The 21,724-nt window shown below is 54.9% G+C and carries 15 protein-coding genes; 5 read left to right on the top strand and 10 right to left on the bottom strand.

Annotated elements, in window-relative coordinates:
- Positions 1-82: 82 nt before the first annotated feature.
- Positions 83-4,471 (top strand): glycosyltransferase, encoded by a 4,389-nt coding sequence (locus G494_RS25825; RefSeq protein WP_051305876.1) that lies wholly within the window; start codon positions 83-85, stop codon positions 4,469-4,471.
- Between the two features lie 92 nt (positions 4,472-4,563).
- Here G494_RS25825 and G494_RS0118760 read toward each other — a convergent pair whose 3' ends face one another.
- Complete coding sequence (locus G494_RS0118760; protein WP_084457087.1) at positions 4,564-5,349, bottom strand: FkbM family methyltransferase; 786 nt, start codon at positions 5,347-5,349, stop codon at positions 4,564-4,566.
- A gap of 379 nt (positions 5,350-5,728) precedes the next feature.
- Between G494_RS0118760 and G494_RS0118750 the strand changes: the two genes are divergently transcribed.
- Positions 5,729-6,571: a hypothetical protein gene (locus G494_RS0118750; protein WP_028585749.1), complete on the top strand. Its 843-nt coding sequence runs from the start codon at positions 5,729-5,731 to the stop codon at positions 6,569-6,571.
- Complete coding sequence (locus G494_RS0118745; RefSeq protein WP_084457083.1) at positions 6,572-7,804, top strand: nucleotidyltransferase family protein; 1,233 nt, start codon at positions 6,572-6,574, stop codon at positions 7,802-7,804.
- Between the two features lie 103 nt (positions 7,805-7,907).
- On the opposite strand, the gene G494_RS0118740 is transcribed toward G494_RS0118745, so the two are convergent.
- Complete coding sequence (locus G494_RS0118740) at positions 7,908-11,129, bottom strand: AAA family ATPase (RefSeq protein ID WP_208597713.1); 3,222 nt, start codon at positions 11,127-11,129, stop codon at positions 7,908-7,910.
- 709 nt (positions 11,130-11,838) lie between these two features.
- On the opposite strand from G494_RS0118740, the gene G494_RS27050 reads away from it, so the two are divergent.
- The gene (locus G494_RS27050) at positions 11,839-12,063 is read left to right on the top strand and encodes a hypothetical protein (protein ID WP_153305954.1); all 225 of its coding nucleotides are present in this window, start codon (positions 11,839-11,841) and stop codon (positions 12,061-12,063) included.
- A 196-nt stretch (positions 12,064-12,259) separates the two neighbouring features.
- On the opposite strand, the gene G494_RS0118735 is transcribed toward G494_RS27050, so the two are convergent.
- The 8 genes from G494_RS0118735 to G494_RS0118695 form a co-directional block, all read right to left on the bottom strand.
- On the bottom strand, positions 12,260-12,904 hold the full coding sequence (locus G494_RS0118735; protein WP_028585746.1) for a class I SAM-dependent DNA methyltransferase: 645 nt from the start codon (positions 12,902-12,904) through the stop codon (positions 12,260-12,262).
- A 275-nt stretch (positions 12,905-13,179) separates the two neighbouring features.
- On the bottom strand, positions 13,180-13,884 hold the full coding sequence (locus G494_RS0118725; RefSeq protein ID WP_028585745.1) for a response regulator: 705 nt from the start codon (positions 13,882-13,884) through the stop codon (positions 13,180-13,182).
- Positions 13,885-13,905: 21 nt separating this feature from the next.
- Positions 13,906-15,309 carry an ATP-binding protein gene (locus tag G494_RS24475; RefSeq protein WP_051305875.1) on the bottom strand — a complete coding sequence of 468 codons (1,404 nt, stop codon included), beginning with the start codon at positions 15,307-15,309 and terminating at the stop codon, positions 13,906-13,908.
- A gap of 165 nt (positions 15,310-15,474) precedes the next feature.
- Positions 15,475-16,008, bottom strand: a complete 534-nt coding sequence (locus G494_RS0118715; protein WP_028585744.1) for a hypothetical protein — start codon at positions 16,006-16,008, stop codon at positions 15,475-15,477.
- Between the two features lie 131 nt (positions 16,009-16,139).
- Entirely contained in the window at positions 16,140-17,630 is a 1,491-nt protein-coding gene (locus G494_RS24470; protein WP_035247566.1) for a PhnE/PtxC family ABC transporter permease, read from the bottom strand.
- Positions 17,631-17,633: 3 nt separating this feature from the next.
- Positions 17,634-18,347, bottom strand: a complete 714-nt coding sequence (locus tag G494_RS0118705; protein ID WP_084457081.1) for a phosphonate ABC transporter ATP-binding protein — start codon at positions 18,345-18,347, stop codon at positions 17,634-17,636.
- Between the two features lie 16 nt (positions 18,348-18,363).
- The gene (locus G494_RS0118700; protein ID WP_028585742.1) at positions 18,364-19,233 is read right to left on the bottom strand and encodes a putative selenate ABC transporter substrate-binding protein; all 870 of its coding nucleotides are present in this window, start codon (positions 19,231-19,233) and stop codon (positions 18,364-18,366) included.
- Between the two features lie 539 nt (positions 19,234-19,772).
- Entirely contained in the window at positions 19,773-20,273 is a 501-nt protein-coding gene (locus G494_RS0118695) for a GNAT family N-acetyltransferase (RefSeq protein WP_028585741.1), read from the bottom strand.
- Positions 20,274-20,712: 439 nt separating this feature from the next.
- Between G494_RS0118695 and G494_RS0118690 the strand changes: the two genes are divergently transcribed.
- Positions 20,713-21,279: a flavodoxin family protein gene (locus G494_RS0118690; RefSeq protein WP_028585740.1), complete on the top strand. Its 567-nt coding sequence runs from the start codon at positions 20,713-20,715 to the stop codon at positions 21,277-21,279.
- Positions 21,280-21,724 lie beyond the last annotated feature (445 nt).

Below are 21,724 nucleotides of genomic sequence, written 5' to 3'. Positions count from 1 at the left end.
AGTAGGGTTCTCCCCTCCCCGGCTGCACTCAACAGGCAATGGGCTGATTCTTTTTCAATCTTACGCAAAGACCCTGGCGGCCATGGCTGTTATTGTTATCTATACCTCCGGAACGTTTGGTGATCATTGGCCTTTTCTGGCCCTTGGCCGGTCTCTGCAGGATAAGGGCCACCGGGTCAGAATGGTGATTAATCAGGCCATGCATCCCTCTGCCAGCCAGCTTGGCCTGGAAGCCGTGGCGCTTCCAGATATCGAACGTGGTCCTGAGTATGCCCGTGCCCATGCCCATGCCTGGGATTTCTGGAATTATCCCCACCATAACAGAGCGAATCAGCCAGACCCGAAACCCTTTGATCTCCATGGTTTTGTTCTGCAGGCAGGGGCGTTGGCGCAGTTATGTCAGGGCGCAGATCTCTTTATCTCCACCTCTATTCGCGCCTTGGGTTTTGTGGTCCAACAGATGGTGGAGCTGCCGTGGCTGACCGTTTCCGTCAACCCCTATACCTTTTGGCAGCCTGGAACCGCAGAGGAGCAAGGGGCTAAGCTTCGCGCCCTCCAGTTGGAATATGCGGCCTTAAAACCACAACTCTTGCTTGCCTTTAAAGAGCTTGGCATCAGGAGGAGGATCCCGCCCTGGTCTCCAGGATGGCTCTTTGCACCCCATGTCCTTCTGGCCAGTAGTCGCCATTTCAGTTGTCCGGATCTGAATCAGTTTCAACCCTTTTCGAGTATTGATATCACCGGCTTCTGGAACTATCGGGATCCGGCCTCGATGGCTTGGCAAGCGGATAGCGACTTACACCGTTTTATGGAGCGCTCTCCCATTGTGTTGAGCTTTAGCAGTCAACCACTTGAAAAACCGGCAAAGGCACTCCGGATCCATGCCAGGGCAGCCAGTCGCCTGAAAATCCCCTTACTGGTTCAGCGGGGTTGGGCCGATTTTTCGGAAGAGGATCTCCCTGCGGAATGTGAGCGGGCAGAGATCATGTTTACGGGTTTTCTTCCCCATGACTGGCTCTTTGCCCGCGCAGCATGTGCCGTGCAGCATGGTGGAATCGGTTCCATTGCCCAGGCTCTCCGCCAGGGATGTCCGCTGCTGATTGAACCCTATGGCAATGATCAGCTCTACAATGCCAGCCGGGTGGCGGCCAACCTGAAGGTCGGCGCTGCCATGCATCCCTTTAAGATGAGCGAGGACGGCCTGGTTGAGGTGCTTGGCCAAAAGGTTCTCTCCAGGGAGATGAAAACCAGGGCAAAGGCCTTGGGCGATAAGCTTCGCCAGGAGGACGGACTGGCAAGGGCCTGTCAAGAGATCGAAACCTATCTCCAGCGATGCGGAAAGGGAAAAGGGTCTGTTTGCTCCGCTCCATATATCCTTCCCCTTCAAGAGCCTGCCTCGGTCAAAGAGAGCGGCCGCAGGGTCAAGGGAACCCGGATACCGAAAATACTCCACCAGACCTGGAAGGATGCTCATCTGCCCGCCGAGTTAGCCCGCTTTCAACGCAGCTGGCAGAGCTGTCACCCGGATTGGAGCTATAGGTTGTGGACCGATGAGGACAACCGGCAGTTCCTGCGACGTTATTATCCCTGGTTCATTCCCGTGTATGACGCCTACCCTGAGCAGATTATGCGTGTGGATGCGGTCCGCTATTTTCTCCTCTTCCATTTCGGGGGCGTCTACGTTGACCTGGATTTTGAATGTCTCAAGCCCATAGATGACCTGCTGGAGGGGAAACAGCTGGTGCTGGGCAGCGAGCCAGATGCACACCTGGAGCAACATCAGCCAACGGTGCAGCCATTTCAGAAAATGGTGTGTAACGCCTTTATGGCTTCCCGGCCAGGGCACCCGTTCTGGGAGCATCTCTTTACTAAGCTGATTGTTTATCGCCAGGCCCCGGACCCCTTGGATGCCACCGGGCCCTTCTTGTTGACGACGGCACATGCCTCATATGGTTATCCGGAAGATATCTCCATTCTCTCCGAAGGCTTGCTCTATCCCCTTGAGGCAGACACCCAGGAGAGGCCCATCTTTGTCGATCCTGTTCAACGCAGCCGGATCGCCAGGAGCGCCTATGGGATACATTACTGGCACTGCAGCTGGTGGCCGACGAGTGTCACTGCCAGGGCAAAGAGCGTCGCCATAAGGGTCCTGGATCATGGGAATCTGGAGCGAGCCACCACCCTGGATGAGATCGAGACCGGCCGCCGAACTCGGCCTCAGGGGCGTCGTCAGGCAGAGGTGAGCTGTATCCTGGTGGCAGGTGGAGGGGTCGATGCTATGCTCTGTTCAATCCACTGTTTCCGGCGCCAGACCTACGGCCACAAAGAACTGCTCATCGTCGTTGATCATGGGATGGCTGAACTGGTTTCACGGATTGCACAGCTGCAGGATCCTGAAATACGGTGCATAGAGGTGGCTTCCCTGGCGTCGATGGAGGATGGAGGGTGGCTCGCTCTTGCAGCCGAGGCCGGCGGAGAGTTTATCGCCTGTTGGCATGGAGGAGATCTCTTTGCTCCCCATCGTCTGGAGGTGCAGATGGCCGTTCTCCAGGAGTTGCAGCTGGAGGCCTCTTTTCTGCAACGTCTGCAATACTGTTGGCCGGAGAAGGCTCAGCTCATCTTTTCGGCTCAAAACCTTTGGGAAAATTCGCTGGTTTGTAAAAAGTCATGCTGTACATCTGCGTTCAGCCAAGCCAGAGGAAAGAAGCCCCAAAGGTTTCAGGAAATTGCTGACCAGGGTGAGGTGGCCCTCATTGATTTCCCCCAACTCTACCTCATCATCTCCTCCCTGGGTTCTCCTCAGGGTAGGGCCGGCTGGGAGGCAATCTGGCAAGAAGAAACAGCCTGTTTTGATGGAGACCTCTATGAGGTGTTGATGCGTAACATCCAGAACAGTCTCAGACTCGATCTTTCTCCCTGGCTTGGCCCCCAAACCCTTGCCCTCAACTCCATCTCGGTCAATCAGGGCGTCCCCAGGCAAGAGGAGAATGGCCAGCCTGTCATCCCGCGAATCTTGCATCAAACCTGGAAAGACGAGGACCTTCCTCCGGATTGTGCACGCTACCGGCAAACATGGCGGCAGCAGCACCTGGACTGGAGCCTGTGCCTGTGGACAGACGCGGATATCCAGGAGTTTATCCGCCGAAACTATGGCTGGTTTCTTCCGGTTTTTGCTGCCTACCCTGAGCAGATCATGCGCGTGGATGCGGCGCGCTACTTCATCCTCTTTCACTATGGCGGCGTGTATGTGGATCTGGATTTTGAATGTCTGAAACCCATTGACGCCCTGTTGGAGAGCGGACAGGTTGTTGTCGGCCGCGAACCTGATCCCCATCGTGAACGGCATGCCCGCAAGGGGCGAATCCGTGGAGAGTTGATCTGTAACGCCTTTATGGCCTCTCCCCCAGGCCACCCTTTTTGGCCTCATCTGTTTGCCCAGTTGTCCGCCTGCTCTCATCTCCCGGATCCCCTTGATGCTACCGGGCCGTTTATGCTCAGCCGGGCCTATGCCTCCTATCCAGGGAGGTACACGCTCACCCTCCTGCCAGCAGAGCTGCTCTATCCGATATGCAATGAAACCTGCTGGGATGACCTCGACGCCTCTGTTCGTGAGCAACTTGCGGCCAAGGCCTATGGGGTTCACCATTGGCAGGGGAGCTGGTGGCGAGAGACCGTGGACCGATCAGCTCCGGCGCTGAAACTCTCCTTATATCTGCAGGGTCAGCATGCAGGCTCAGCACGGATTGAGCAGCCCCAGGCCCAAGCCCTTATCTCTGGGCTGGAAGATCCGCCTCGCATTTCATGCCTGATGGTCACCAAGGATCGTCCGCTCTTTGCCCAGCGTGCGATTCGTTGTTTTCAACAGCAGTACTATCAGAATCGTGAGTTGATCATCATTGACGACAGCACCGATGAGATCCTCAAGCGATGGATCAGGGGCTTAAACGACAGCAGGGTCGTTTACTTTGCTCTGCCTCCTGAGGGAAAGTGTCTGGGTGAGCTGCGCAATATAGCCGTGGCAAAGGCCACAGGAAGCTATCTGGCCCAGTGGGATGATGACGATCTGAGTGATCGGGACAGGCTCTCCATGCAACTCTTTGCTCTCAAGTACCTTAAGGCAAAGGCCTGTTTTTTAGAACGCCAGCAGATCTGGTGGCCTGAAAGCCGCCGTTTTGCCATCTCGTGCCGACGCCTGTGGGAGGGATCGTTTCTCTGTGAAAAGGAGCAGATGCCCCTGTATCCGGAGCTCTCGAAGGGGGAAGACACGGTGGTCAGCGAACAGATTGTCGAGAACGGAGCTGTTGCCCTGTTAGACCTGCCGCGGCTCTATACCTATATCTTTCATGGGGCCAATACCTTTGACGCCGCCCACTGGGAGGCGCTCTGGGAAGCAGCCACCGAGTCCTATGAGGGCGATCTGGCCGAGAGCAGGTGCCAGGCCCTGCTCCCATTCCTGGGGAAAACCTGGTGAAAGCGTTATCTCTGTCGCGCCTGCCTGATCATTGCTGAGTCTCCCCGTTCGTTTGAACGGGTGGAAGGCCCGGGCTCTCCCGGGCCCAGGCTTCACTGTTGGGGTTCCTCTTTTTCAAAGAGGAGTCCTTCGTCCTCTTGGTCAAGGTCATACATCTCCTGCAGCGCTATGTTGCCTTCGGATGATGGTACAACACGCTCTTTCGAGGGGATGGTAAGCTTCGAGAAATGGGGTTGGATAACCGCTAAAAACTGATCAACCGTCACCTCGCTGACATATTTCAGGTGGTGAGGCAGAAATTCTATGCAAAGGAGTTTGCACTGAGATAAGAGTCTCTGCATTCCAGAGAGGGCATGGAATTCAGACCCCTCGATGTCTACCAGGATGATATCAAATTTCTGCTCTTTGAAGTATTCATCCAGTCTGAAGGCTTGAACATCTACCTGTTTGGGGTTGTCATAGTAGTACATCCATTTTTTGTGTTTTGGGACGCGCTTACTTCCACCGGAGTTTTTTCTGTTCAATAAAAATGGAAGAAATCCTGCCCTGTCGTTTGCAGCCATATGAACGGCCTCTATGTTGTCGATGCTGTTCAGCGCCAGATTCATGGTCAACAACTCGAAGGTGTCGGGGTTTGCCTCGACGGCAACAAGCTGCTGACACCACCTCGACAGAGGGATTGCCAGGGTGCCGATATGGGCTCCAAGCACCAGTATGCTGTCTTCCGGGGAGATCCTGGCCCTGATCCGGCTCAGCTCTGCGGCTCCATAGTCGCCAGACCATTGCAGCTGGCGGCCGATAACGTTATCTTCAGGATCCACTGCAAAGAGGCCGTTTTTGGTTTTTGTGACTATTGCGCGCACATATGGTGGGGTCATGGTTGCACTCTGAACAGGGTTGTCAGGGGCAGGGCAGCCCTATCTTCTTACGCTACCCTTCGGACTTCAGTCTCATCAGCAAGAGGGGGGACGGCTCGAAAACCACCGAAAAAAAGGAAGGCATCTTTCCGTGTCGCTGGCTTGCATCTGGCTGGACAGGCGATGATATCAAGAGGAACATCTTCCTGGGTAGGCTAGCAGTTTTCTCCGCTCGGGACAAGGTGGCAAAAAAAGTGTACTCGTCTGTGGCAGGTTTTGAGCTGATCTTCGCAGCTATGAGCCGTTGGCAATGTACCTGGCTATCCCTTATCCTGGCCGGGCTATCCCGGCCTGTTGAGGTTGAACAGGCCTCAGTCCCACGCTGTGATGGAGTTTAAGGATGAAGAGTCGTCCCAAGGTATACCAAACCGGGTTCGCTGATCAGCTCTTTGCCATAGAGTGCAACAACCGCGACGCCTATGCCCTTGCAGAGTTTCTGTTTTTGGATTTTTCCGCTCCAGCCTCAGGCGCCCGGACAAGGCGATACGCCATTATCTCCTCCGCTCCGGAACCGATGCTGTCCCTCTGGCAGGGAGAGCGGAGGCTCTACTCCGGAGCGTCTCGTTATCAACTGGCCTATACGCTGATGAATGAGGTCATCTTCCACTGTATCAACAGCCATGCCACGCACCATGCCTTGCATGCCGCTGCGGTTCTTAGGGGCGACCGCTGCATTCTGCTCCCCGGGAAGAGCGGCCAGGGGAAGAGCACCATCACCGGCTGGCTCATTTCCCATGGCTTTCATTACCTGAGCGATGAGCTCGTTTTGTTGACCGGAAAAGGACAGACGCTGCCCCTGACCCGACCGCTTAACCTTAAGGTGAACAACCCGCCTGAATCATGGCTCTTCCCAGGGGGGGACAAGGGAGGAATACTCTCCTCTGAGCAGGGTTCGATGATCCCCCATCGTTTACTCTGCCCGGGCTTTATCGCCCGGCAGCCAAGCGTCACGGATGTGATTTTCCCAGAGTACCGGCCTGGGGCTGCTCTGGCCTGGGAGGAGATATCGCCGGCCAAGAGTAGTCTGTATCTCTTGGAGTCCCATGTCAATGCCAGGAATTTGAGTGGACATGGGGTATCGGAACTTGCTGCCATCGTCAAGCAGTGCCGCTCGTTTCAACTGAGGTACAGCAGTTTTGCGGACCTCCATACCCTGTTCAACACCTCTTCCGGCCTCTTTTAAATGGTTCGCTGTCCTCTCCTTGAAGTCTGTGCTCGAATTGAAGGACATGAGGTTCACTATGCCATGCTGCGGGAATATTGCCGAGGATTTGTAGACTGGCAAGGGGTACTGAGGCGGGCGGAACGAGAGGGGATGGCCCCGCTCTTGAGAAGGCAGCTGCTGGCCTCAGGGAGCCTTTTTCCGGACACGGTTCGGCGAAGCTTGAATATCCTCTACAGGCGACACCAGCATCAGGCCAAGGTCCGTTCAGAGCTCCTCCTCGAGATCTTGGAAATTTGCCGGCGTAATCAGCTGACTCCAATCGTCATCAAGGGAGCTGCCCTCTGCCACACCCTTTATCCTGATCCTGCGCTTCGGCCAATGCGCGATATTGACCTCCTCTTTCAGCAAGATGAAGTCGACCGTGCCCAGGAGCTGTTGCTGGCTGCAGGGTTTTCGCAGTCTGCCTCGCCGATTCCCGCAGATCATCATCATTTACCAGCGATTCATAAGACCGTCGGCGAGTTGGATCTTTACGTTGAACTGCACAGGGGGCTCTATCCTCACTGCCCGCCCTATTATCCTGAAGTCGATTTTGCCTATCTGCTTGAATCCTCTGAGAGGTTCATGCTTGCTGGGGTTGAGGTGCTCACCTTCAACCATGAAGAGATGCTGCACTATCTCTTTCAGCATGGTTTTCGGGCTCCGCTCAGCTATGAGCCATATCGGTTGATCCATGCTGCAGACATAATCGGGTTTGTAGAGAGGCATTACCACTCACTCGATTGGCAGCACCTGCAGCGGCACTATCCGATCCTGGTGAGGGCCTTGCCCCTGCTCCACCATATCTCACCATGGAATTTTAAGAGGGTTCCAGAGCCTTTTCTCCCCCAAGGAGAGAGGGGCAAAAGACGAGAGCCGCTCCCCTTTCGTGGCTGGCCCCAAAGAAGGTTCAAGGAACTTGAGGGCAAGGAGAGGCTGGCTGGCGTCTTGTCTGCCACCTTCATCCCCCCGCTGTGGTGGTTGAAGGTCTACTACGGTCTCGGTTCCTGGTGGGGGGTTGTGGTGGCTCGTTGCATTTTACACCCACGTCAGGTCTTTTGGTGGGTCCACCTCTACTCTCATTTTGTCATTGTGACCCCACAGCAACATAGCCCTGGAGCGGAGAGCCGGCTCCACTCCCTGAGGCAGTTCTTGCTGTCAAGTTGGAATAAAGCGTTAGGCGTATGGAGGAAACTGAGATCGCTCAGCTAGCTTCAGAGGGGGGCTTTGGGCAGCAGGGGGCAGAGAGTGCGAGCCCTATCGTGCAGGCTCAAGGTATGGAAAAAGATACCAAACGACCCTCTGTCACGATCTTTCAATCGTCTTGCCCCCAGAAACGCTCCATGGCTAATGCGGTTTCTGCCTCACTCTCATTCATCTTCTGCTGGGCTTCCCTGTGTTGCCTCAATACCTTTTTACAACCAAAGCTGTCCTTGGTTTGAGCATACAGGTCATAGCATTGCCTGGCTATAGCCGTGTCTTCCGGGACAAGTCTAAAGGCCTTGTTGCTGAGAGAACGTGCGGCATGGATATCATTGCTTGCGATCAATATATGGCTCCAGACCTTGGCTCCGGTTAAGAAGTGATGCTTGAGTTCGTCCAGGTGCTCTTCTCCATGGTCAAATAGTGCGCTGTCAATCTTTCCATCACCAGACCACAAGGCAAAGGCCCTATGAAAGGCATTGCTTGCCTGCCACTGCCTTCCCATGCTTGCCAACTTTTTCCCATCATGCAGATGTTGTAGAAAATCAACGCCATCTATCTGCCAGTTTCGCAAGCCGATGGTTCCCTTCTTGACCACCAGGTACTCTTGAGGAGCTACCGGGAGGACGGTTTTTTTGATTTGCTTGCGAAGTTTGGAGATCAGGGTGTCCATACTTGACCTGAGCCTGTCACTGTCTTTGTCGTCCTTCTTCTCAGGCCAAAGCAAGAATGCAGCCTCATAGAAGGACATTTGCATTCCCGGACTGAAAAACAATCCCATGAGCAGCTGCCGTTGATGTCGCGGCAGGGTGTTGAGCTGAAAATATTTTTTCTCAGTTTCATCCCCTGTTGGCTGTACCAGAATGTGAGTGTGCAGCCGAGGAATGAGCTCGTTGGAACCACTGATCCCTGCCTTTAGCTGCTCTTTGACAAGCACCCTGGCATAGCCCTGCTCAACGCCATGTTCTAATGCTGCGGACAAAACCGTAGTCATGACCTCAGGGGTCCAGGTAAAGAAATAGCGATGGTTCTTTTTGCGCAGGTATTTCAGGCAGTTTTCGATTGGAAGCAATGCCTTGGCTGTCTCTTTCTTTTTTAACCAGTAATAGGCCAGGTGTGCATCCGTGTTTGCCCAGCGAAATTCTGATCCCAGCCCACGCATAAGCTCTTCTGCGGCTTGAAAGTGCTGCCTGGCCTTATCATATAGATCCAGGTGGAGACAGGTGATGCCCAAAATCTGATGATTCAGGACAATGAAGGCATTTCCTCCAGCCTGCTGTCTCAGTTTTAAGGACTCCTCATAGCAACGCAGAGCGCCCTGCTTATCTTTTTTTAATGCTAGGATATAGGCCTTATAATGAAGGTACTGACTCCGGGTATGTGGTTTTTCAAAGGCAATCCCGCCGTGTACGCCTTTCTCGATGGTTTCCAGTCCATCTTCAAGCCTGCCTTCTGCTATGGCATGGTCAGCGTCAAAAATATAAAGAAAGGGGTGAAGAATTGTCTGTCGGATCAACTCCTGAAGCTCACCTTCCTCCAGGCGATTTCGCTGATGGGTATAGTTTTTGAAATCCCCAATCATCTCAAGCAGGTTGATGTGGGAAAGCTTAAGAAAGAGTTTAGCCAGGTTTGAAACCTCTGGTTTAGCCAGTAGGTGATAGGTTTCTTCAATATTCTGCGCAAATCCCTGCCAGTTGCCGACAAAGCCATACCGATAATTGCTGATAACAGCAAGTCCGCCCATGACGTTATGGAGCTGATTATTAAGACAAAGCCTGGTGGCCAGATCGATATAATTATGGGCTTTTTCTATGTTCGCGATGATATAGCAGTAGCCCTCGGCAAGTATATATAGAGTTCTTGCCTTCACAGGAAGCGGCAGCACAGCGGAGAGTTCATTGTAGAGCTCTTCGATTTTAACCACATGTTCCGCCCCCTCTGCCAACATCCCTTTGATCAGGATAAAAAACTCAACCAGTTGGCACCTGGCCTGGATTTCACCCAATGCATTGTTTTCATTAAGGAACCCTTTGCATGCTGACTCCAGGAAGGCTTGCGCCTCAACAGGATTCATGGCCTGAAGACATATCCCAAAGAAGAGGCTCAGCAGCGGTTTACAAAGGATCTCCTCCTTGGGAAAAACGGAGAGATACGTATGTATTGTTACGATTCGATTGGAATTAAACAGTTCCGCCCCGAACCGAGCTATCGTTTCTTCCAGGAGGGAACGGTCCTCGCTGCGAGCTGCATACTTCAGGGCAGTTTCAATTTCATTTTGCTCGGAGTAGTATTCTACAGCCTCTCTCACGACCCTTTGCCGGATCTCTTCCGGTAACTGTGACTCAGCATAGGGGCGGATGCTGGAGTAAAACAGGTGGTGGAAGCTGTAGATGCCCCTCTCTGCCTGGAGGCAGCGGATAAAGGGGTTATTATCTCTTAATTCTTCCAGCAGGCATCGTCCTTTCTCCTCTCCAAGTAGTGTCTTTACCAGGGGCAGTTCGAGCTCGTCCAGTAAGACGAGTTGCATGATTTCGGCAACCCTCTCCGGAGAATACCCCCTGAAAATATTGATAAGAAAATAGTTGCAGAGGGATGAAAGGTGCTTGCCTCGCTCTCGTCTGCTCAACTCGCTGTTGAATTGAATGAAGCGGTCAGCTCCCTGTTCACCAACCAGGGCGACCCCCATGGCCCAGCCTTCTGTTATCCGGTGTATCTCGTTCAGTTGAGCGATAGTGAGGCCGAGGCCATACATTGATCGCAGCAACAGGGCAATATCTTCCACCTTCAGCCTAAGGTGGTGATCTTCAATACGAAGAACCGCTGTATCCCCTGTTCTGGTCTTAACTAAAGTGTCAACAGGTACACGTGATACCAGCAGCCATTGGATCCAGCTGGGGCTGTGACGGATCAGGGTGGAGAGCAAGCTGCAACTTTCTTTGGAAGGTTGGAGCAGATGGAGGTCGTCCAGCACAAGCACCAGGGGGCTCTGGTTTTTTAAATCGGCAAGTTCTTCTGTCAGCAGCTTGGCAAATTCTACGACTTCGTTGGGGGCGATAACTCCTGTGGCGAGGGAGGAAACAACGCCTGGAGATTGAAATTCAGGGAGAGTGCGGAGTAAGAGGGCGCAGACAGCACTAAAGAGTGTCATGGGATCCTGGTCTTCTGCACTGACCTGGAACCAGCCCTGTGCTGTTTCACACTGCTCAAAATACTGTTGGGCAAGAACCGATTTCCCCGCACCGGCGCGTGCTTCAATAAAAACCAACTTTTTCTGTGTGGTTCTGCCGGTAAGCAGAACCTCTAAGAGTTGCCTCCTTCTGACTATCTTTTTCAAGATCGTGACTGGAGGGGAAAACTTATGGGGCGGTGTCTTCTCCAGGACCGCTGTAGCAAGCTCAGGTCTCATTGTTCTTCACGCCTTTTTAAGAAACATCTTTATAGGATAAACAGTTGTCTCCCGGACATCCCCTGCCCTTTTCAACGGTTCAGCCTTTGAGAGATATGCGCCTTGGATCCAGCTTTGCCAGGATGATATTTTTTGGGTTTTTCAGCAAGGCAGTTAGTTTTTTAAGATAAGTTTAAGATGCGCGCAATATCTATACCTTTCATGGCCAGTCTTAACTGAGGCGGTACAGTTTCGGGATCTGGCCAAGCTGGAGGGCTGAAGGGCAAGGCAGCCTTGATTAACTGTAGAGGGGCCAGTGGATAGTGTTATCTGCGAAGCGAATGGGCGCGACTGGAGAGGTGGGGTAATGATCCAGATGTTGCCAGGAAAGAGAACCTGTAGTCCGGTTTTTCCTTAATTGAACGTATTGTTGCGGCGTGTGCTGATGGTCAGGGGGGGTATGGGTTTTGTGAGATTTTTGTTTCTTTTTTTTACATCCTTTTTTTTTGTTCCACTCTTTGCACAGGGGTCGGATGTTGTGGTGACTGTTACCTTTCACGCTACAGACGACTGTTACATCGATGAGTGTAGAAATACTACTGTTCAGGGACCTTATCCTGGGCACAAGTGGATGCGTTGCACAGGAGACCATCGCACGGTGAGATGCGAGAAAAAAATAGAAAAAGCTGAGAGAGGAGAGTACAGGATTAATGGATCTGTTTGTAGACGATGGAGAAAATATCAAGAGAAGACCCAGGCGAGAATTCCTTATGATGTAAATATTGTTTATTCGAATCAGCAAAATGATGTGCAGAAGAGCGGGCAGCTGGATTCATCTGCAGTCTGCGACATGGAGACGATTGCACATTTTGTTGTTAACTAGATGGATTAAAGGTCATTTTTTTTTGTTGATTTCTTCGATACTCGTCTGTAGCCACAAAGGTCCCGAGTGATTGTGCACGTAAAGTGAATTTTGCAAGGGAGCGGGTTGTTAGCGCCGGCTTAAGGAGAGCAAGGATACACCCAGGCCTCATTGCAATCCCGGCCAGCAGAAAGGGCAGCGTGCAGGGAGAGCAGCCTTACCGGGAGGGCTTGGTGGCAAACACGTAGGCCCTGCGGCTCTGATACTCTACTCCCGGATAGGGCTCCCGCTCAATGATCTCTATCTGCCGGAAACCGATATCTTTCAGGCAACGATGGATAAAGGCTACAGGGAAAAAGATCACCTCTATATCGACTTTTTTTCCAAGAAATTCATCAAGGTGGATGCTTCCCTCCCCTATATGAAAACTGCAAAGAAAGACTCCCTTGGCCTCCAGCACACGAAATATCTCCTGAAATGCCGTCTCTACCTGTTGTTCCCGGAAATGGACGATGGCGTAAAAGGCGACTATCCCGGCAATGGTGGCGTCTGAAAAGCCGAGTTTGAGCATGTCCCCCTGTTGAAAGAGGATGCCGGGATGAGCGTTCCTGGCCTGCTCAAGGATCTTTGCCGAGAGATCGAGTCCGGATGCCTCAACCCCAAGCTTCTTCAGGTAGGCGGTGGTGGCACCAGGGCCGCAGCCCAGGTCCCAAACCGGCTGACGCCCCTGGAGATCTTCGCTGAATCTCAGCAGAACCTCCCGGTCCTTGGCTTTGTGCTGGTGCTCAGCAGCGAACTGGACCGCCCACTCCCTGGCAACCGTGTCGTACATATGGGTGATGGCCTTGAGGTTCTGTTTCATGCTCTTTTTATTGTGAATGGAATTGATCGCTCTGGTTTGAATCCTGTCACTGTTTCATTTTTCTGCTTGGCCAAAGAAAAGACCCGGCGCCATGCTTTTTGGCTCGATCCGGATATCCAAGCCATGGGCAGCGGGGGCTCTCACCTCTCCGTTAGTCACTTTTTGGACTGTCATTCCCGCGCAGGCGGGCATCCAGTCCTGGAGGAGCCATGCAGCCCTCCCCTTTTCCTGGAGTTTCTCTCCAGGGGAAAGCGTTCGCCCCGGCCTGCCTCCCTTCACACGGCCTCGGGGTTGAAGCGGTAGCCGGCACTGTAGACAGCGGTGATCACCTCCCGGAGGCTGCATTCCTTTTCCAGCCGCTTTCTCAGTTTGCTGATATGGCTGTCGATGGTCCGGTCACTGACGATTCTGTCGTCCGGGTAGATCCGGGCCATCAGCTGATCACGGGAGTAGATCCTTCCCGGTTGGGCGCAGAGGGTCTGGAGAAGTTTAAACTCAAGCATGGTCAGCGCCATGCTCCGGGTGCCAAAGCAGACGGTCAAGGCCCCCTCATCGAAGAGACCGTTGGCCTGCTGCTCCTGAGGCTGGTCCTGAGATTGAGGCTGGGACTGGCCTGCCCTGCTGCGGCGCAACACCGCCCTGACCCGGGAAACCACCTCCCTGAAGCTGTAGGGCTTGCAGACGTAATCGTCTGCACCGATCTCCAGCCCCAGAAGCCGGTCGATCTCCTCGGACTTGGCGGTCACCATGATCACCGGTATCTCGGAGAAGGCCCGCAGCTCCCTGAGGATGGTCAGCCCATCTTTTTCCGGCAGCATCCGGTCAAGGAGGATCAGGTCGGGAGGATGCTCCTGTACCCAGGGGATGACCCCTGCCCCGCTGTGGAGGCTCTCCGGGCTGAAGCCGGCCTCAAGGAGGTAGGCCTCCAGGAGCTCGGCTACCCTCACCTCATCCTCGACAATCAGTATCTTCTGTTGCATGGCCTGGATTCTCCTCAGGGTTCAGGGCAAGAGCGGCAGCCGGATGCGAACGAGCAGGCCGCCCAGGGGAGAGGGCTCGGCCGTAATGGACCCCCCGTGGGCCAGGGTGATGTTCTTACAGATGGCCAGGCCAATCCCGGCGCCGCCGAATTCCCGGTTGCGGGAAGGTTCAACCCGATAGAGTCGCTCAAAGAGCTGTGTATAGGCTGCCCGGGGAACTCCCGGGGCAGAATCCTGGATGACCATGCAGGCCTCCCCTGCCTCCTGCTCCAGCAGCACCTGCGTCAGCCCTCCCGGGTCGGTATAGCAGAGCCCGTTCTGGAGCAGGTTGGTCAGCAGTTGGCGGAGCCGCTGTTCATCGGCCAGGACCCTCAGGGGGCAGCTTGGCCAGTCCCGGTATTCCAGGGTAAGCTGCCGGTCATCAAACTGCTGGTAAAAGCCCTCCACCACCTGCCTGAGCAAGGGCTCCAACTCCAGCTCTGCCGGCTGAAAGCGCATGGCTCCGGCCTCGGTCTGCCAGAGCTCGTTGAGATCATTGACCAGCTTCTTCAGGTGTTCGATATCTGTGCTGAGAAGATCGATGGTCTGGGGTGCCAGGGGGCGAATGCCGTCTCTCACCGCCTCCAACTCACCGCTGATCAGGGTCAGGGGGTTCTTTAACTCGTGGGAGATGTCCTCGACCCATTTTTTTCGGTTGCGTTCATTCTCGTCCAGGGTCACGGCCAGGGAGTTGAAATCCCTGCTCAGCTTACCCAGCTCATCCCTGGAGCGCACCGGGATACGGCTGGTGTAGCTCCCCCTGGCCAGTGCCCGGGTGGCATCGGCAATGACCCTTAAGCGTCCTTCAAAATGATGGGCCACCAACAGGGAGGCGCTAATGGAAAAGAAGAGCACCAGGGCGGCAATCCCAAATAAATCGCGGTACTGACCGTCGATAAATATCTGCTGCTCGATAAAGAGTTCAGGGTCATGGAGCCCGACCCAGCCCACGGTGCGACTGCTGACCAGGATGGGCAGCAGGGTGGTATCCCGGGGATACTCCTCACCGCCAAAGAGGGGCTGCTTTTCCGGGTCCAGCACAAAGAAGACCGGCAACTCCTCGAGCTCGCCCTGCCCTTGCCCCTCCTCTGCCGCTGCCTCATCCTCCATGGCTGCCGCCATCTCTTCCAGCAGCAACTCTTCCAGGTAGCGGGCAATCCCCTGGTCCCGCTGGAGAAAGGTGAAGGAGTCCTGATCCTGGTAGAGCGCGGCCAGTCTGCTGCTCAGGGTCTGCAGCTGTTCCTGTTCCAGCCGGCCGGTATACTCGCTGAAGCCCGCCGTGAAGGAGTAGAGCATGAAGAGCAACATCCCGGCGATAACAGCCACATTGGTGACCAGGATAACCAGGAAAATCTTCCAGCGCAGGGTGAGTCGTTTTAAGTTCATCTGATCTCAATCGTGGGATGTGAGTGGCTCAACGGGACAACCAACTTCTCCTCTTCCTGGTAAGGATTTTCTGCCGCAACACGGGAGGAGAGAGAATTTGGCTGCCTTTTGTGGAGCAAGGCTGCGGGCAGCTGTCCCGGGAGAGCCTCCGGGGCAGCTGGTCGTTTACCAGCAGAGCACCATCTCTGCAAAGTAGTCGTGGGAAAAGTTGGTGCCAAAGAGTACCCCAGGTATGAGCCGATGACAATCACACTCCCCTGTCTCATCCTCAAGCTCGACATATTGGTCGAGATACTGCTCCCATTGCCGATTGCCTAACAGGCTCTTGAGGTCGGCAAGGGCTGCCACCCGCAGCATTTCCATCTGGATCTCCAGCTCAGCCCGTTTCCTGATTTTTGCCTCCAGGGCCTCCACCGGGATCTGTTCACCAAGCATGAGCCGCTCCATGCTGTTTTCAAGCCTGGCCTCCTCTGCCAGGAGCCCGATCATCTCCTGGTTAAAGGCTGCCCGTTGATCAAGCAGTGTGTTGCGCTGGACAGAGCCGAGCCCCTCGCCCTGCCGGTTTTGCTCAGGGCATTTTGCAAGGGCCGGCCTGCAGAGTGTCGAGCTGACCAGGAGCAGACACAGGGCCATGAGGATTGTGGCGAAACGATGGTTTTTTGCCTGGGACATCTGGGCAGCTGCGGTGTTTTTTTGCATGAAATAATCTCCTTAAAAAGAGTGGTTCATCGCGCAGCCAGCAGAGCTGCGCCTGTGATGCTCCTTTTATGGCATGGAGATATCCAGCAAAGATCGCCAGACTGTCCAAAAATTGTGGAAAGCGGCCGCACTCAGGTCGAGGAGGTGAACTCTGCTGAGATCCTCAGCCGTCGCCTGATCTCTTGGGAACAACTGTCCACCCCCATGTTGGCCAGGGCCGTGACCAGAATCAGGAGCATGGCCGTGTCAAGATGATCCACGCTCATGGCACTGTCGATGTAAAACCCCAGGGTATGTAGCCCCAGGATTCCCAGGATGGCCGATTCCCGCATGATAACTTCCCAGCGGTAGAAGAGAAAGGCCAGGAATCGGCCATAGAGGCGGGGCAGCAGTTCGTAGCAGTAGCGGTTGAGCCTGCCCTCGGAGGCATCAAAGGGCAGGGGGATCCCGTCGGCGTCTCGAGCACTGAGGTAGGCAAGGATCGCCCCGTTGTGCAGCACCAGGGCGGCGATGGCAGGGAGCATGGACGGCCCCCAGAGCACGAGGAAGCAGTAGGCCAGGATGTATTCCGGCGTGGTCCGCAGTGCCACCAGCAGAAGGTGAGCCAGGCCCCTGCCGGCGGGTGAGCTCAAGGGCGTCGTGGCCGGCGGAAATCCGCTCAGGGCAAAGAGGCCGCTGCCCACCAGCACGATCTGGGAGAGGAGCAGGGTGAGCCAGAGACCGGGCAGCGCCTGTTCCACCAGAACCTGTTTGCACCAGAGCAGGGTGGGCCAGAGGGAGAAGGCCACGCTGCGGCTGCCATCGTAGAAGCCCGCCTCCCGCATGGGCCAGGGGAGAATATCGTAGCTCAGGAAGCGTGTGATATTTGCAAGCGACAGGGATGACTCCCAGGAGGTCAACAGCAGGGCCGCCACCAGGGGAACCACGATGAAACCGGGACGGGCCCAATATTTCAGCGAGATGATCAGGAGAAAGAAACAGTAGAGCAGGGCTGCTGCCTCACTGTAGTGCGCCTCGCTGAAGGCGGTTTCCAGGTGATATCCCAGGGTGGGCAGGCCGATAAAGCCGAGGATGGCGCTGGAGCGCAGGCCGCACTCAAAGCGGTAGGAGGTGTAGTTTTTGAGATCGCGGTAGATAAGCGGCAGGGTGGTAAAGAAAAAGCCGCTTAGCCGGCTAACTCCGGGTGGCAGGCTGTCCGTGGCCTGTCGCTCCGACTCCTGGATGATCTCGGCATAGACTTTGGCAAAGACCCCGGCATAGGGGATGGCGATGGCCAGCACAGCGCAGAGCGCGTTGAGGCCCATCAGCGGCATCAGCAGAAGGGCCCAGAACAGCTCGTGTACGGCCCGGATAAAGGCGCAGAACAGGCGCACGGGTCTGTGGTCAAAGTAGAGGGCAAAGAGGCCTCCCCCTGCAACAGCCAGGCTGATGCCCAAGAGGGCGATGCTGAGGGTTCGGGCCAGACCCCTGGCCAGCTCCCAGGGGTCGGTTATCCGGGGACTGAGCATCCCCTGGAGCATCCGTCCCAGCTCCTGCCAGGGATCCAGGGTGGAGATGGAGAGGTCGGAGAAGAGCAGGGCAATCCCGGCCAGGGCCAGGAAAGAGAGAGAGGTGCGGACCATGGCTCAGCCGTAGAGTTCATCCAGATCTGCCTGGGAAACCTGCCCTGCCGGGAGATCAAAGGCGAGCTGTTGACGAGCCAGGCCGATGATGCGGTCAAAGTACTCCAGGGAAAGCTCCACAAGGTGGAGCGAGGAGATAACGGTCTGGCCGATATCAACGATCAGTTGGATGATCTCACGCCCCTGAACCATATCAAGGGAGGAGACCGGTTCATCGGCCATCAGGATGCTACCGCCCCGGTAGAGGGCCCGGCCAATGGCCACCCGCTGCTGCTGGCCGCCGGAGAGGGCGCCGGTCCGGGTCCAGATCTTTTCAGCCAGGCCCAGGGACTCGGCAATAACGGTGATCTCCTCCCGTTCCCGTAGGCCTGGTCTGATCAGGGTGCGCAGGTTGTGAAGGGTGGAGTGATGATCCAGCCTGCCCATGTAGATGTTGTGGAAGACACTGAGCTGTGGCACCAGGGCATACTGTTGATGGATGAAGGCGCATTCCCCGGGCCTGAGCTGGTAGAGCCGGCGCAAGAGGGTGGTCTTGCCGGCTCCGCTGGGACCGATCAGGGCGACTTTTTCACCACAGCCGATCTGCAGGGAGATATCGTTTAAGGCGATGCAGCCGTCATAGGCAATGGTTTCCTGATCAAGGCTAAGCACCGGCGTTCGGAGCGACGGGCGATGGCCATGGTGTGGGTGGTTGTGGTGACATGGACGATCCTTCATTTGGGCCCAGCTGCTCCTACCTGAAAATACCGATGGCCTTCCCGGTTTCCAGGATCGGCAGGTAGAGGCTGTTGTCGGCGGGAATGAAGCGCCTGCGAGGGAAGGTATCCAGGAGGGCCGGGTCGTCCAGGGAAAGCAGGGCCTGCCTGATCTTGGCCGCCGTCCCCTGGCCAAACTGTTGGTCCAGATCGCCGCGTATTGACCAGTTGTAGTCTGGATATTCCGGCGTCTTCCAGATCACCTGCACCTTGCCCGGATCGATGGTGCCACGGGTCAGCTCCTTTTCCCAGACCTTGAAGTTGACCGCGCCCAGCTGGTAGCTGCCGGACTGGACCAGGGCAATGGTTTTGGAGTGGTCGCCACTGAAGCCCACGGTCTGAAAGATTTTCTCCGGGGCCTGAGTGAAGTGGAGACGGAGGTAATATTCGGGCATCAATCGTCCGGAGGTGGAGCCCTTGGCGCCAAAGGTGAAGCTCATGCCTCGCATCGCTTCGGGCAGGGTCTCTGCCGGCTGCAGACCGGTGGAGTGGTGGGCAATGATGTAGCTGACGAAATGCTGGTCCTCCTCGCCCTGGGCAATGGCCTGGGAGCCCTGGACGGCCATCCTGGCCTGGACACCGGAGAGACCACCGAACCAGGCCAGCTGGACCTGGTTGTTTTTAAAGGCCTGCACCGAGGCCCCGTAGGATTTGACCGGGACATAGCTAAAGGGAATACCCACCTCTTGGCTGAGGTAGTCGGCGATCCTGGTAAAACGCTGTTCCAGCCGGGCAGTATCCTGATCCGGGATGGCAGTGAACCTGAGCTCTTGCCCCCAGGCCACATCGCCGAGCCAAAGCAGCGCAGATAGAGCTATGAGGGTATTAACCACTGTTTTGGGTCGCATGAAATCTCCTTGTCTTTAACCTTGGACTGTGTAGTGCTGCTTACCCATATGTTGAACAGAAACGGGCACAAGTCAAATAGGAAGATCTGATTCATCGACCTCAATTAATACAAAATTCTAATGTGTTAACAGTGCGGGGGGGACGACCTTGTGGTATTTGTCTGAAATACCAGGGGATTGGCGTAAGGCTCTTTTGGGAGAGGCTCCCTGGCCGGGCTCTCATCCGGCGCAGGAACGGGGTGTACTCCTGCTTTCTTTTTCGAAAAGGCAGGCCACCCGGTCCCGTGCTTCTTCAATATTCCCGGTTCTGGCTTAGATCTTAGATTCGGCCACCGGTAAACAGCATAGAATGAGCTACGGCAGGTATCCTTTGAGTCGCCCCTGGATGTTCGAGCCGACTCTTCTCTCGTGTCTGTACTTTTGGTAGAGGAAAAGGAATAGATAGAGCTGGTCGAGGGGGGGACAGGGCAACAGGAGCCTTGCCCTGGGATGGAATGGAGCGGCAGAGGAGTGGAGAGCTGGTCCGTTCGTTGTGCTGGCTAACTCTCTGCCAGGAATCCTTTGTGGAAGAGGACAATGCCTTGGGGAACCTTTTCGGTAAACGGCAAGGCAAGGAAAAACTCTGGAGGAACTCCCTCGTAGATCAATCCCGGATAGTTCCGGAAACCGAAGCGCCTATAGTAGTTCGGATCTCCCACCAGGGCACAACCTTGGCCGTCCAATCCCTTGAGTAGAGACAATCCCTGGTTGAGAAGAGAGCTGCCAATGCCCTGTTTTTGCTGGTTCGGCAACACGGAAATCGGGCCGAGTCCGTACCAGGCTTCTGTACAGTCAGCAATTGATACAGGGGAAAAGGCAATATGGCCGACAACCTTCCCCTCAATTTCTGCGACAAGGGAGATGGTCAGGGCGCCGGCTGAACGTAATGCCTGTATGATGAACTGCTCTGTGTGGTTGCTGATCGGGAGATCTTTGAAGGCCGCGACTGTGACTTGAGTAATTTCCTCAATATCTGTCACTCTTTCCTTTCTTATAATCATGCTACTCTCCTGTATTAAGCCGTGCCTCGCCAGGCATCATGGGGATTAAGCGTAACTGGATTTTCGACTCGACTGCAGTAAATATATTGCAGTTAAGGTGGGTTACCTTATATCTGCTGGGGGAGGGAGGCAACCTCTTTTCAGGAGGTGGAGGGTGTGGGGTGCGGCTCGCTTGACCGTGATGTTCCCTCTGGAGCAGCACCGTGGCTATTTATTGGGAATTTTTCATGAAAAGCGACGGTGTTTTTTGGAACCATTGCACTAAATGGAGAGGGCTCACAGGGGGGAGGTCAACCTTCCCTGGCAGGTAGGGCGGCAAGAGGTCCGGGACGGGGCAAAGAAGTTGAATTGTTGATTTGCCAAAACCTTAAAGAGCTCATACCTTGTCATGGATCGACCCAAACGTGGGTGCACAATAATATATAAGCAAGGATACAACATGAACATTATCATGCTGCATGGCGGTGCCCGAAAAAAGGGCAATACTGCAACAGCTGCCGGATGGGTTAAGGATGAACTTTCTTCACTGGGTCACCAGGTTGAATCCATCGACCTTTTTGACAAAGATATCAAAGGATGTCTTGCCTGCGGTAAATGTAAAGAAACTCCGGACAAGGTAGGCTGTGTGCAAAAAGATGATGCTGTGGACATTATGGACAAGATGGTGGCATCCGACCTGGTACTCTTTACCTCACCTCTATACTTCTGGGGTCTTGCCGGTCCTCTCAAAACCTTTATCGACAGAACCTACAGTCTCTATCTTGACTATCACCAGCCGACACATGCCTCCCTGGTGGAGGGGCAACGTCAGGCCCTTTTGGTAACCGGAGCAGGTCCTTACGAAAATAATGCCGAGCCGGTCTTCTTTGCCTTTAACCGACTGCAAGCCCCGCACAAGGCTGTCAGGGCAGGAGAACTCTACCTGGGCAAGTGCAGTAGTCCTGATGATATGGATGTTGCGACCAAGGAACAGGTGTTGGCCTTTGCAAGAGAGATCGTTAGCTAAGGGGGGCAGGAGTATCTAGTGAGGGGGACAGACCACGGTTTTGCACTCTGGCAACCGCAACCGTACTGTAGGTCCTTGTGATAGCTTAAGGTTCTGTCTCAAGCTCTAATTTTTTAACATTGGTCTGGCCCAGGTCGGGGTTCCTTTATTTTGCCTGGCCAAAGAAAAGGAACCCCTGGTAGGGTTTGACCGACCATGCGACGAACGAAAGGGCAGCCGGGCCATGCCTTTCACCTGCATCCCGAAGAGGATGGCGAGAGCTTGAAGACTCGCTGCGTTCAGACCGTCCAAGCTCTTGATCGCCAAGCCCAAGTTTGAGGACGTGGGTGTTGTCCCTGGTCGTGGCTGGAGTGGCTGCTGAGGCTTGAGCTGGATGCTTTGTTGTGATCTATAGGGGCAACCGGCAACCTTGGCTTGAGGATGAATGGAGCCGAGTAGACCTTTT

The organism is Desulfogranum mediterraneum DSM 13871 (assembly GCF_000429965.1).
GTDB classification, from domain to species: Bacteria; Desulfobacterota; Desulfobulbia; order Desulfobulbales; family Desulfobulbaceae; genus Desulfogranum; species Desulfogranum mediterraneum.
This window is presented reverse-complemented; position numbering and strand designations above follow the sequence as displayed.